Source organism: Acetobacter sp. P1H12_c, assembly GCF_018811975.1.
In the GTDB taxonomy this organism is placed as follows: domain Bacteria; phylum Pseudomonadota; class Alphaproteobacteria; order Acetobacterales; family Acetobacteraceae; genus Acetobacter; species Acetobacter persici.
Map to the genome: position 1 here is coordinate 13,122 of NZ_JACRVR010000037.1, position 14,233 is coordinate 27,354.

Annotated in this window: 6 protein-coding genes; 2 read left to right on the forward strand and 4 right to left on the reverse strand. The window is 52.3% G+C overall.

Features of this window, described 5'->3' with window-relative positions; genetic code table 11:
- Nucleotides 1-88 precede the first annotated feature (88 nt).
- From KP699_RS13865 to KP699_RS16495, 4 genes are all read right to left on the reverse strand, one after another.
- Nucleotides 89-1,129, reverse strand: coding sequence for an alginate lyase family protein (locus KP699_RS13865; protein WP_215763038.1), 1,041 nt, complete (start codon nt 1,127-1,129; stop codon nt 89-91).
- A complete protein-coding gene (locus KP699_RS13870; RefSeq protein ID WP_215763039.1) occupies nt 1,126-2,319 on the reverse strand; it encodes a DUF1501 domain-containing protein in 1,194 nt (397 codons plus the stop codon). Before KP699_RS13870 ends, KP699_RS13865 begins: the two co-directional genes overlap by 4 nt.
- A gap of 16 nt (nt 2,320-2,335) precedes the next feature.
- Nucleotides 2,336-3,775, reverse strand: a complete 1,440-nt coding sequence (locus KP699_RS13875; RefSeq protein ID WP_215763040.1) for a DUF1800 domain-containing protein — start codon at nt 3,773-3,775, stop codon at nt 2,336-2,338.
- 1,462 nt (nt 3,776-5,237) lie between these two features.
- Complete coding sequence (locus KP699_RS16495; RefSeq protein WP_252347081.1) at nt 5,238-5,411, reverse strand: hypothetical protein; 174 nt, start codon at nt 5,409-5,411, stop codon at nt 5,238-5,240.
- Nucleotides 5,412-6,143: 732 nt separating this feature from the next.
- Here KP699_RS16495 and KP699_RS13880 point away from each other — a divergent pair.
- Complete coding sequence (locus KP699_RS13880) at nt 6,144-13,193, forward strand: GH36-type glycosyl hydrolase domain-containing protein (RefSeq protein WP_252347082.1); 7,050 nt, start codon at nt 6,144-6,146, stop codon at nt 13,191-13,193.
- A gap of 422 nt (nt 13,194-13,615) precedes the next feature.
- Nucleotides 13,616-13,981, forward strand: coding sequence for a hypothetical protein (locus KP699_RS13885; RefSeq protein WP_252347083.1), 366 nt, complete (start codon nt 13,616-13,618; stop codon nt 13,979-13,981).
- Nucleotides 13,982-14,233: the final 252 nt, after the last annotated feature.

Sequence of the window (14,233 nt, forward strand, 5' to 3'; positions counted from 1 at the left end):
TTAGAAAAAAATCTGACAGGGTGAGCGTCCGGAAATCAAAATGATAACTGCTTTATAACCCGGCATTGAGACTGTTGGTTGCTTCCCCTTATTGTCCACAAAGACTAATAAAAGGTACTGGCACAGCTTGAAGCTTTTCGGCCAGAGCCCGCAAGGACGGATCGAATTCCGAAGCCAGCCAGTAGAGCGCGCCTGCCGAGCGGGGATCAAATATACCAGAATACCCTTTGAGCCCCGCTCTGGCGCGAAGCGCGTCAAAACGCACGACCGAATGGACGAACTCCTCGTGCGGTTTCTCACCCGATACATAAGTTGTTAACCATCCTATCGCTTTTGCAAGGGATGCACCCTGACCGGTCGTCCAGTGATACCAGTCTTCTCCACGCGTTCTGGCCGCAAGAGCCGCCTGAATCAGAGGCTGAAGATCGTAAACAACATAATGCAGTGCATCACGCTCTCTGAAATCAAGGGTTTCACCATTCGGAGCGATATTGGCCATAATCTGTTTACGGAACAGCAGACGCGCCTTCTCAAACAGCACGTCATCGCCAAGGGCAACCGCCATCATCGTCACAAGTTTAACCCTGTGGCTTTGCCAGTTGTTACGCCATGTTGAGTGACTGTCCGCATGCTCCATCGCGTCACCATAGCCGCTGGCCCATTTTTCAAGAGAAGCCTTAACCAATGCACGGTCTGCTGGCAGCAGGGCAGAATCAATGATGGCATAAGTGTCAATCAACGCATCGAAGCTGGTCTCATCAATCGGATTAAAGCTGGGGTGGTACGTGGTAACCCACGCCAAAAGATAGCGCCGTGCGACGTTTAACCATGCGGTATCGTGGGTTACACGCCAGACAAGCGCGGCTTTTTGCATGAGAGGTAAGTCACGCTTAGCCTCAACACTTTCATCATAAAGACCCTCATGCGGCAGAGTGCCTTCTGTATGCAGGCGAGGCAAAGGCGCAGGTAAGCGGTTGCGCTCCCTTTCAAGCTGATGCACCAGAGATGTGAGAACGGGTCCGGTCTGCAGCGAGGGAATGCGACACCATGGCTCAGCCGCCAAGGCGGATGGTACGGAGACAAACACTGTTAGAAAGTACAGCAGTGCCCGCCACGCCACGGTCCTCATACCAGCTTAAGGTCCGTGGGGCTGGCAGTGGGAAAAACAGTCTGAAGATCAGTCTGCCTCAACCCGTATAGTCGTTGAAACAGCCCGCCAAACATCGCGCGATAATCCGTGAGCACCGGATAATCACGATTCTGGAACAGGTATTTCTGCTCAACAGGAACCTGTTCGCCTGCCAGGCGCCCTCCTTTGATACCGCCGCCCAGAACCCAGTAGACGCTCCCGTGACCATGGTCCGTGCCCTTGTCCCCATTCTCACGGAACGTCCGGCCAAACTCAGAGACCACCACAACCACCGTATTATGCCATTGCGGGCCAATTTCTTCACTGAAACCGGCAAGACCTCGCCCCAGTTCGCCAATACGGTCGGCCAGATAGCCCTTGGCTCCCCCCTGATTGACGTGCGTATCCCATCCACCAACATCCACAAAGCCAAGGCTGAACCTGTCACGCATCAACTGGCCAATCCGTCTGGCTGAAAGCTCAAACCCCTTGGGGCTTGCGGCGCCCCTGCTTGCCTGTGTCAGTTTATCTGTAATGGCATGGTAGACGTCATCCCGGATATGGAAGCCTTCATCCACAGCAGACGCAAGCGGGCGTCCGGCATACATGTCACTGATCAGCCGGGCCTGCCGGGCAGTAATGGCGGATTTGCCAACAGCATTAATGGCAATGTTCGGCACGGCACCGCCGCCGTCAAAAGCAAGCGGTAACTGCGCCGTAAAGGCAATTGGGGAGACCCCGGTTAGTGTCCGGGCCAGACGCCCCATAAAACCGGAACGGTAGTTTCGTGCGTTTTTGATATCCTGCCCCAGTTCGATCGTATCCTGTGTTTCAAAGTGGCTTCGGGTCAGGTCATCCGTCCCGGCAAAGGGGACAAATGCAACCTCTCCTTTTTGGTACAGGGGCAGAATAGTCTCGCGCAGAGCGGGGTGAAGCCCCCACGCGGTCTCAAGAGGCAAAGCCGCAAGAGGATTGCCGGGGTCCGGCCGCGCGATTGCCAGTGTCGGGCGGGACGCATAGTAGAAATCGCTCCCCGTCGGGATGATGATGTTGGTGGCATCATAAGCGCCACGAAGAAAAACAACGAGCAGCCGGGCACCTCCGGCAGGTGCAGCCCAGAGCCGACCGGCCATAGTCAGCGGAGATGCGGCTGCCATTCCGAGCAAAAGGTTACGACGCGTGAGGCTCATGACGGAAAATCTCCTGTCAGCTCATAAATTCTGGTGAGGAAAGGAAAAGTGTATTCCACTCCTGAGGAGACGTCGCTTCGTCCAGCGCAGCCCGTGTCTGCCGAGACAGCGTGGCACGCCTGACATCAAAATACGCTCCGTTCTGCAGGAGAGGGAGAACAGCCTCACCTGCCCCTTTTTCATCAGGTCGCCTGAAAAGAGCCGCCGCTCCTGCTCCAATCTTTTGAGCAATGTCGAAGCGCGCCATCATCTGCCCTGATGATGACCATGCTAAGGAGTCCAGCGGATACCCGTCAGGGGTGAGACGATTATAGAGCCCTTCAGACAGCCTGTTTAACCATCCCTGTATCGGAGCGGTATTGATAATCAGCTTGTCATCATAAGCCATACGGACCGCTGAATAGACATACCGCACCGGGTCCTTAAAACGCGTTCCCAGACTGGCCACAAACTCCGGAGAGCTGATCATAACATCCAGCACGCTGGCGATATGCCCTTTACTTTCCGTGAAGCGCCGCGTCATAAGGGCGACGAGGCTCTCGGGCGGGTTATCGGAAACGAAATACAGAGCAATCCGGCGTGCGATATGGCGTGCCGTAGCAGGATGAGCGCAGAGCATGTCCACTGCCTGCTCAATCTCCCGAAAGCCGCTGCCTTTGATAGTTTTCCCCAGAAAAATTTTATCGCTAAAATCATGGCGGGCCGGGTTGAACAGGAAGGCCCCGTCTCTCACCAGAAGAGGCTGTAATTCCGGCTTCAGTCTGGGATTATCAGGGCGAATATCTATACCCGCACCACTTAAAATACGGGCGAGCTGCTCAACATCCTGCTGCGTATAGCCGGAGCCGACGCCCATCGTATGCAACTCCATAATCTCGCGGGCGTAATTCTCGTTCACATGGCCTGCTTTGTTATCGGCGTTGTCAAGAAAACGCATCATTGCGGGATGGAGGAGTGTGGCCATCAAAAGATCACGAAAGTGGCCAAGTGCGTAGCGGCGAATGGCATTTTGCTCGTAATCCCCAACGAGAACTCGGATTATGCCTTTACCCTGATAGACGTTGAAATGATTGAACCAGAACCACGTCATGCGCTCGCACAACTGATCTGGCGCGTAGAGAGCCCGCAGGATGGAGGCCGTGGCGGCCTGTCGCGCCATGTCCGCCATCTCGGTCTGATAGAGTTTTTTCGCCTCTGCCCGGGCGGCTGGATCAGCAATCCCCTTTATCGCGCGGCCCTGCGCCTCAAAATTCCTTGCCAGATCGACAGCCGATCGCTGGGAAATTGTCAGGCCATCAATCTGCTGCTGGACATCGGGCGGCAGAGGCACTTGTGCTGGGGGCGTGAGCTGCCCGCGCAACCACTGCTTACGGCCGAGCGTCAGGAAGTCACGAATGGCTGATGGAGAGGCTCCCCATGTCAGCAGGTCGAGAAGCGCCAGATCCTGTGAGTTCACTTTTTGAGACGCCGCTCTCCCTTTTGCATAAGGGACTATTGCAGCAGCAACTGCCGTCGTTAGCAGGGAACGTCGCGAAACCATGCCTCTCTCCAGAAAAAGCCACTTAGATCAACAGTGGCGCTCGTGAAGATTCTCATCCGACTTCAACGTAATCCGACGCATATCATGTTTGTGGCTCAAAAAAATACTTCATAATAAATTACAGCTTTTCTGGGGCGCATTATGTCGCCTCATGCGTGATTGGTTCAGTAATGCTGAATGACGCGAGTTCGGAAGCCGTATCTCTCTTAGGGATCAGACGAAGAATGGTCTTTGGTTCTCCCATATCTTGTCCTAATGCGAGAAGACGCAGAACAACGGTGACCTGCTTTGTGCGAATTGTTCAGCGCGTTGCGTCACATGATCCGCTAAGCGATAGCTTGACGAGCCCTTCTGAACAGTCCGCCACCCTAGCCAGCGATTTATCAGCAATCCCGGAGATGGATGGCGGCTAGCTGCTTTGAAGCACTGACGTCTGACCTGTGAGCCGTGCTGCGTATGGCCGCCGACCACTTTCGACAGCAGCACCTTGCGTTCGAGACCGGAGAGCGAAGCACGCGCCGGATATGATGGGGCCAAACGCAAAAAGGGCTCAAAACTGCCGTCGTGAGGAACCCTATCTGACTTCCTGCGTTGATAACGGCAATAGGGTAACTGCCTTCATCGTGAGATTTTGAGGGTAGCGAATACTTTCTCTTGGGCTCTGTTCACAAGAAAAACAATAAATTCGATCGTAAAAATACAGAGCGCCTCCCTCTTTAAAGAAGATCGAAAAATTACGCCTCTTATTTTCACAAAGTTAAGGCGGAGCAGTAATATGGACAAATCTAAAGATTTTTCTCCGCATGAAGGGATCGAAGTAAGAGGAACGCCTTTTGGGCTCCGTCTATTCAAGCCGAAGACAGTTTTTTTCTGGCAGAATGATGATGTGCCAGTAAAAAGTGAAATTTTCGGAATAGAACGCCTTGAAGAACATGCCCGTAGTCTGGCTGTTGCGCAGGCCGTTACACATACTGCCATTACACACAGACATGCATTAAAGCACCGCCTTGCTGAAAACAGTATTTTTATCCGCAAAACTGTTCTTACTATTACGGAAGCACTCCAGACAGGAAAGCATCTGACACCTGCTGCCCAATGGCTTACCGACAATTACGCTCTTATTGATATGCAAATCAGGGAAACGAGCCTCGACCTGTCGGCTGGTTATTATGGCCGTCTCCCAAAACTGGCAAATGGACCGTTTCAGGGATTACCGCGGGTCTTTGGTGTCACCTGGGCTCTTATTGCTCATACGGACAGTCATCTCCTTCAGGATACTCTTTGCCGCTATCTGCTCGCCTATCAAAGCGTTACGCCACTGATAATTGGAGAACTATGGGCCGTTCCTATCACCCTGCGCATTGTCCTAATCGAAAATCTACGTCGCACTGCTCACGCCATTATAAAGAACAATGCCAGCTACCATGCGGCTGAGATTCTGGCTGTTGCGCTTGAAAATGCCCGTAAAGACAAAGAAACTTCTATCCAGAGAATTCTGGCTCAGGTTGAACCAGAGAGCCTGACCCCCGCTTTTGTCGCGCGCCTCGTTCATCGTTTCCGAGGGCTTGATTTAGAAAAAGACCCGGCACTTGTCTGGCTGGAGCAACGGCTTACGGACAAAAAAAGCAGTATTGAGTGTGCTGTTCGAGACGATTTACAGACACAGGCCGCTTATAATGCAACCATTGGTAATATCATTACCAGTCTCAGGTTTATTGCAGAACTCGACTGGACCGAAATTTTTGAGCACATCTGTTTGATAGATAAGGCTTTTGCACCCTATCCAAGTTTTACGGAAGCAGATTTCGCAAGTCGAAATCTTTATCGTCAAGCAGTGGAAGATCTCGCTCGTGACGGCGAGGTTTCTGAGTTAGATATTGCCAATTATGCACTGACGCTTGCACGGAAAGCTCAGAATGCAGCGCAGTCAGACCCACGCAAAACTGACCCCGGTTATTATCTTCTGCAAGAAGGGCGCAGTCAGCTTGAAGCAGAATTGGGCCTCCGGCCGCCCCTTTCCAGAAAACTCATACGGGATTTCTGCCATCACGGTATTACTGGGTATAGCCTTGCTATCCTCACTCTTGTGATTTTGTTTCTAAGTATCCCCGTGTGGATTTCGGAAAAAAACTATTCTCCCAGTTTATGGTTGGTGTTTATCGCTGCTTGTGCCTGCATTCCCACATCAGAGGCTGCTATAGCCTGCATAAACCGACTTGCTCTTCGCACGATCAAGGTCACAATGTTACCGGGGCTTGAACTGTCACAGGGCATTCCTGCCCACATGCGAACGATTGTGGTCATACCGGCTCTTCTGACAAACGAAAAAACGGTTAAAGAACTCCTAGCCAGACTGGAAATTCATTATCTGGCCACACATGATCAAGGCGTTCACTTCGCTCTTCTCACTGACTGGAAAGATTCTGATGATGAACACGCCTCTGATGATACTGCGCTTTTAGAACAAGCTTTTAACGGTATCACGCTTCTTAACCAGCGTTTTGGCCCTTCTGATAATGGGGACAGATTTCTGCTTCTGCACCGACACCGCATCTGGAGCGAAAGCGAGGGTGTGTGGATGGGATGGGAACGCAAACGCGGAAAACTGCATGAACTGAACCGCCTGCTCCGTGGCGCTAAAGATACGACATTCCTGGAAGATTTCTGCCACCACCTCCCACAAGGCGTGCGCTATGTCGTCACTCTAGATGCAGATACCCGTCTCCCTCTGGAAACTGTCCGAAGACTGGTCGGTAAGCTGGCACATCCTCTTAATGCTCCGCAGTTCAATTTGGAAACCGGACGCATCGAAAGTGGATATGCCATTTTGCAGCCTCGCGTCACTCCATCTCTACCCGTTGGGCATCAAAGCACGCTTTTCCAGAAGATCTATTCAACTTCCAGCGGGATTGATGCCTATTCGGCTGCTATATCAGATCTTTATCAGGACCTTTTTGGGGAAGGATCATACGCGGGAAAAGGTATTTATGATATTGATGCTTTTGAAGCCTCCCTTGCGGGGCGTGTCCCGGAAGCGTCTCTTTTAAGTCATGATCTGTTTGAAGGTATTTTTGCACGGGCGGGACTGGCGTCTGACATAGAAGTCGTAGAAGAATTTCCGACAGATTACATGGTTTCAGCCCAACGACAGCATCGTTGGGCGCGTGGGGACTGGCAGTTGCTCCCCTGGATTATGTCCGGCACAGCAAAAACACCCCTGCCACATAACCGCCTGTCTGGCATCGCACGCTGGAAGATGGTGGATAATCTGCGGCGGACACTCTGCGCCCCCTTCACGCTGCTTACCTTACTGGCCTGCTGGCTCTTCACGCCAGAAAATGCTGCCATCTGGACGCTTTTTATTCTGGCGATCATCGCCGTTCCAGCATTCCTCCCTGTGGTGCCAGATGTTTTCCCACGTCGCGAATGGATTACATTCAGAAACTATTGCAGTGTCATCAGGTCTCACACTGTCACCGCAGCTATTATGACAGCTCTCAACCTCACCTTCATGGCCCATCAGGCATTTCTGATGCTCGATGCCATCAGCCGCACCCTTTTACGTGTACTCGTTACACGCCGTTTGTTACTGCAATGGGTTCCTGCGGCACAAACAGCAAACTTTCTTCAGTCTGGCATGAGAGACTATTACCTCAAAATGCTCCCTGCTCCGGTTTTTGCCAGTTTGCTGACAGGGTACGTTGCCTGGTCGGACCCAGAAACCCTGCTTTTGTCCGGCCCGCTTTCTGTGCTCTGGATGCTGTCACCAGCTCTTGCCCTGTGGACCAGCCGCTCCCCTGTCCTCCCCTCTCAGTCACGCCCATCCAGAACCGATATCAGAACATTACGCACCGCAGCGCGTCGCACATGGCGTTTCTTTGAGACGTTTGTGACTGACGCTGACAATATGTTGCCGCCAGACAACTTTCAGGAAGATCCCAGCCCTGTTCTTGCCAGACGCACATCACCCACAAATATTGGCCTCTATCTTCTCTGCGCCATCAACGCGAGGGACTTTGGGTGGTGCGGCCTGCAGGAGACTGTAGAACGACTGGAAGCCACCTTAAAAACCGTTGAAAAAATGGAGAAATATCGGGGGCATTTACATAACTGGTATAGTACGGAAACTCTTGTCCCCCTCAATCCCCTCTATGTCTCCACAGTTGATAGCGGTAATCTGGCCGGGCATCTTATCACTGTTGCCAGCACCTGCCGGGAGTGGCGAATGCAGGACGCTGAGGATCATGCCTGGCGGAGTGGCCTTTCGGACGTCCTCACACTTGCCATCGTGGATCTAACTTTCCTCAATGGCACTCGTCTTCAGCTTACCAAACAACAGCGCGCGCTTGTCCGATCTCTGGCTAAACTAAAAAATGCTGTTTTGTCTGCACCAGAAGATCACACAAACAACACCCTGACGGAGTTCTACAAACAGGCAGAAATCATTGCCGGGCACGCGAAGCATCTGTTCCCGCATACTGAAAATCGGCCTGATACTCTCTCAACTGACCCGCTCTTCTGGGCCACAGCTCCGCTGCGCACTCTGGAAAGCCATCTTCGTGATTTCGAGCAGTCACAAAAAACAGGCTTATCTGACCGATTGCGAGTGCTGGAATACCAGGCCCGCCGACTGGCTGATGCCATGGATTTCAGTTTTCTGCGTGATGTATCCCGTAAACTGCTGTCTATTGGCTTTCTGGTCCCGGAAGATACTGCGGACAAGAACTGTTACGACCTCCTTGCATCAGAGGCGCGGCTCGCTGTCTACTTTGCGATTGCCAAAGGCGATATTCCCGCACGCGACTGGTTCCGTCTGGGCCGGGCCATCACACCTTCCGGTAACGGGGCTGCTCTTGTCTCCTGGTCCGGGTCGATGTTCGAATACCTTATGCCCTCACTGGTCATGCGTGCACCTGTCGGCAGCCTGCTTCAGGAAACAAATGCCCTTATTGTCCAGCGCCAGATTTCTTACGGACAAAACCTAAATGTTCCATGGGGTATTTCTGAAGCCGCCTATAATGTGCGCGATCTTGACTATACTTATCAATATTCCAATTTTGGCGTGCCGGGACTGGGCCTAAAACGCGGGCTTGCCGAGGATATCGTCATCGCGCCTTATGCGACATTTCTCGCGGCCATGGTCGATCCGCAGAAAGCCGTTACCAATCTGTCTGCTCTGGAAAAAACTGGCGCACTGGGCCGTTACGGGTTTTACGAATCTCTGGATTATACGCCCGGTCGCATCCCTGAAGACCAGACCGTGGCTATTATCCGTGCTTACATGGCGCACCATCAGGGCATGTCCATTCTGGCGGCGGCTGACACAGTTCTGAATGGCATCATGAGAATGCGCTTTCATGATGATCCTGTCATGGCATCTGCCGAGTTGCTTCTACAGGAACGCGCTCCCGATAAAGGAGCAATTGCCCATCCCTTACCCACAGAACAGGCTCTGCCTGCTCTCTCTCCAGAAACGACAACGCGCGCTGGCCGATTTTACGATACGGCTTACACATCTGAGCCTGTTACACACCTTCTTTCCAACGGTCGATACACTGTCATGCTGACCTCTGCAGGCTCTGGCTACAGTAGCTGGCAGGGGAACATGCTAACGCGGTGGCGAGAAGACGCGACGCTCGACCAGTATGGCTCTTATTTCTATCTGAAAAATGTCAGGACAGGGCGTTTCTGGTCCGCAGGCATCCAGCCCGCCGTTACTATTCCAGATAGCTATCGTGTCGCATTTCATGAAGATCGCGCAGAAATTTCTCGTTGTGATGGTGCTGTCACAACCACACTGGAGATCATGGTTTCAGCCGAGGAGGATGCTGAGGTCAGGCATCTCACTCTGTCCAATACGGGTCACGAAACATTAGAGCTTGATCTGACGTCTTACGCCGAACTCGCTCTGCTGCCGCAGGATGCTGATCTTGCGCATCCTGCATTCACCAAGCTTTTTGTCCAGACTGAGTATGTACCTGAAACAAAAACTCTTATTGCAACACGCAGACGCAGAACCCCTGATGAACCGGAAATCTGGGTTGCGCATCTTATCGTCTGTCCTGGTGCTGTCAGCATGGGGACAGATCGAGCAACCTTTATTGGCCGCAATCGCACGGTGCGTTCCCCTGCCGCGCTTGAAGATAAAGTCACTTTATCTGGGCAGACAGGAGCCGTTCTTGACGCATCTTTTTCTCTGCGCACCCGAGCAACACTCAAACCCGGCGCTACCACCCGGATGTCTTTCTGGACAATGGCGGCGGCATCGAGAAAAGAACTACTGGAATTGATTGACAGGCATAAAGATGCAGCGGCTCTTGATCGTGTGCGCACACTGGCGTGGACTCAGGCTCAAATTCAGCTGCGACACCTCGACATTCACCCGGCCGAAGCGGACCTGTTTCAGCGTTTTGCAGGACATATTCTTTTTACAAGCGCTTCTCTGCGTCCTCCTTCTGATACTATCCAGCGTGGAGCCGGACCTCAAACAGCTCTGTGGGAGCATGGGATTTCAGGCGACCTTCCCCTTGTTATTCTGACTGTTACAAAAAATGCCGATACGAACATCGTGAAGCAGATTTTGCTGGCCCATGAGTATTTCCGCCTGAAACAGCTTGCGATTGATCTCGTCATTCTCAATGACCATCCGTCTTCTTACCTGCAAGACCTTCAGGTCTCTCTGGAAAATCTGGTACGTTCCGTCCCTAAAGCCGGAACCGGTGGGGGATCCGTCCGTATTTTACGGACGGATCTTCTGTCCTCTGGCACGCGTGGTCTCCTGCTTGCAGTTGCCCGTGTTGTTCTGGCAGCAAATGATAGTCTTGAGACTCAACTTGATCATGCTGAAACGCAGCCCGCTGCGATATCACGCCCTGCCCCGCTGTTACGTTCCGTAAAGCCTGAAAACTTTGAAGTTCCTGCCATTCCTGAACTCGAGTTTTTCAATGGGTATGGCGGTTTTGCAGATAAGGGGGAAACCTATGTCGTAGTGCTTGCCCCAGAAACAACAACACCTACCCCATGGATCAATATTATTGCCAACGAGACGTTTGGCTTTCAGGCCTCTGCGGAAGGAAGCGGCCATACATGGTCTCTTAACAGCCGGGAACATCAGATTACCCCTTGGTCTAATGATCCGGTAAGCAATCCACCCGGGGAAATTTTCTATCTTCGGGATGAAGACACGCATGCCCTCTGGAGCCTGACAGCATCCACCCGGAGAGACGCAGCAGCGACATATGTCACTTACCATGGACGAGGATATACACGCTACGAACGCATAACGCAGGGTATTGCCAGCACTTTACTGCAATATGTTCCCACAGAAGACCCTGTGAAGCTTTCACGCATTCAACTTCATAATCTTTCTGGACAGCCCCGCACCCTGTCCCTCACAGCCTATGTTGAATGGGTTCTGGGGAGTGCACGCACCAAAACCGCCCCTTTCATCACCACAGAAAGAGACCCGCAAACCGGCGCTCTTTTCGCAAAAAACCGCTGGGACAGCACCTATGGCTCCCGCGTTGCATTTGCAGACCTTGGCCCCTACGTCACGACAATTTCGGGAGATCGCAAGAGTTTCATCGGGCGCAATGGCTCTCTGGATAATCCTGAAGCCTTTACACAGCCTGACGGTGTGCAAAGCATAACCGGAGCAGGGCTGGACCCCTGTGGTATCTTGCAAACTCTTATTACGCTACCTGCCAATGGACGCGTGGAAATTGTCTTCCTGCTAGGCGATGCGGCGGATGAAGCGGAAGCCCGGCACCTCATTACCCACTATCGCACGACTAACCTTGATGCCGTCCTGCAGGCCGTAACCACACACTGGAATGCCGTCTGCCATACCGTTCAGGTCAAAACCCCGGACAGAAGTATGGACATCATGCTCAACGGCTGGCTTTTGTATCAGACGCTTTCCAGCCGCGTTCTTGCCCGAGCCGGGTTTTATCAGGCAAGCGGAGCCTTTGGCTTCCGGGATCAGCTTCAGGATGGCCTGGCGCTCGCCGCGTCATCGCCAGCACTTGTCAGGGAACATATTTTACGGGCAGCTGGCCGTCAGTTTCTGGAAGGGGATGTACAGCACTGGTGGCTCCCTCAAACCGGAGCCGGTGTACGCACTCATATCTCAGATGATTGCGCCTGGCTGGGCTACACTGTTGCGCATTACGTCACGACAACCGGAGATACGAATGTTCTGGATGAAGCCATCGGGTTCCTTGTAGCGCCTCTGCTCCCTGTGGAAGAGCATGACCTGTTTACAGTTCCCACACTCTCTTCTGAAACTGCGTCTCTTTTTGAACATTGTGCACGAGCACTGGATCACAGTCTGTCAGTGGGCATACACGGGCTACCCCTGATGGGCACGGGAGACTGGAATGACGGCATGAACCGCGTGGGAGAGAAAGGGCGCGGAGAAAGCGTCTGGCTCGGCTGGTTCCTCTACACCACGCTCAAAATATTTATTCCACTGGCCCTAAAGCGCCATGACACTCTGCGCGCCAGCCGGTGGCAGGCGCATACGGAGAAGCTCGCCAAAGCACTGGAGCATGCATGGGATGGAGACTGGTATCTCCGTGCTTACTTCGATGATGGCACGCCACTTGGTTCACACAGGAACACTGACTGTCAGATTGATGCTATCTCACAGTCATGGGCCGTTTTGTCCGGGGCGGCTTCTCCAGAGCGGGCTCATCATGCGCTCCATTCTGCTCTTCAGCATCTCGTGCGGCCAGAGAGCGGGCTGATCCTTGTTCTCACGCCCCCCTTTGATAAGGCCGAGCCGGATCCGGGCTATATTCGCGGTTATCCGCCGGGCGTGCGGGAAAATGGAGGGCAGTATACGCATGCAGCCCTCTGGACGGTCATGGCTGTTGCTGCACTCGGAGACGGTAATCAGGCCCATGCCTTGTTCAACATGCTCAACCCTATTCAGCACTGCCAGACGAAAGAACAGGCAGACCGCTACAAACTGGAACCTTACGTTGTTGCTGCAGACATTTACTCGGTAGCCCCCCATGTCGGTCGTGGCGGGTGGTCGTGGTACACCGGATCAGCCGGCTGGATGCAACGCACAGGGATTGAATCGCTTCTTGGCATTCGCATTCAGGGCGAAACACTTTTAATAACACCCTGTATTCCAAAGAAATGGTCTGAATTTGAAGTTCTTCTTCACTGGCGCAACACGCGCTATCAATGCATCGTCAAAAACCCAAACCGCGTGAGTCACAGCACATCCCCCTCCCTGATCTTAGACAATATCCCTCTTGGGCAAACAGACAGAGTTCAACTCAAAGATGATGGGCAGATTCATATAGTTATATGCTTACTTTAACCGAAAACTCTTTGAATCCTGTTTTCAAAAGCAGGAAAATATCTAAATATTTATGGAAAATGTTGATTAAAGTTCTTGATTCTTGATGTGTTGCATCGAAAGATGTTGGTTTCTATGTGAAGGGTTTCCCTCTGCATTGAAAACAGAGTGAATCATTCTACTATCTGAACTACTACGATGCTGATCTTTGCGACAAACAGCAAGACCGCCATGCATCAATCCGGACGCTGGAGCTTAAGAAGGATTCATTGGTTACGGAGGCAGAATTTGAACCTGTGGCCTTTAGGTTATAAGTTTGTAGGTAAAAGCTGTGCCCCACCACGAAATTCCCCGATGCATCCCGAAGAATACTACTATCTTATTATTTCAATTAAATAAAAAATATTTTTTGGCTCTTCGAAGCGATCAAAATCCTCACTCGTGTGAACGACCGTAAAGATCCAAGCACCGAACGCGGCGAAGAGCGGACCTCCCCCACCATCAGTCAGTTCTGCAAGTTTTTCATTGAGCGGCATGTAAAGACGCATCTGAAATCGACAACACAAGCCGCATCCCAACGTGCGACTACCCTGTTTATCGCGAAAAAAATTGGCCGCCGAAAAAGGATATCCACCACTCGTTCCGATGTCGTCACGTTCCGCTACACCTATCGCCATGTCCCGTATCAGGCCAACCGGACTCTGGGGCTGCTGTCGAAAATATTCTCCCTGGCAATCCTCTGGAGTGTGCTAACCAGACGAAGTCAATCCATGCAAAGGCGTGAAATGCTTCAAGAAGCAGAAGCGTGAACGCTAGCACTACAGTTGCATTTTGTATCGTGAGTGAGAGCACATAGCGTTGGCCTGATGTGTTCGTCGGAAGACGGACCATCTGAGGATATGGGCAACGGGTAGGCGGCGTTGTGCAAGCTTTACAACGAGGCGCCTGATTTCCTGTATGGACCATCGGACAAGGATGATCGTGTTCTGCGTTGTGTTTTTTTCGGTTTCAGTGAGTTTGCCTGATACCGCACACTTGCCATGACGGCGTAGGCAAGCATG

Excerpts from the sequence above, each read along its gene's own strand:
- KP699_RS13865 (WP_215763038.1), bottom strand. The coding sequence starts at position 1,129 with ATGAGGACCGTGGCGTGGCGGGCACTGCTGTACTTTCTAACAGTGTTT.
- KP699_RS13870 (WP_215763039.1), bottom strand. The coding sequence starts at position 2,319 with ATGAGCCTCACGCGTCGTAACCTTTTGCTCGGAATGGCAGCCGCATCT.
- KP699_RS16495 (WP_252347081.1), bottom strand. The coding sequence starts at position 5,411 with ATGAACGAGGCGCGCGACAAAAGCGGGGGTCAGGCTCTCTGGTTCAAC.
- KP699_RS13880 (WP_252347082.1), top strand. The coding sequence starts at position 6,144 with ATGCGAACGATTGTGGTCATACCGGCTCTTCTGACAAACGAAAAAACG.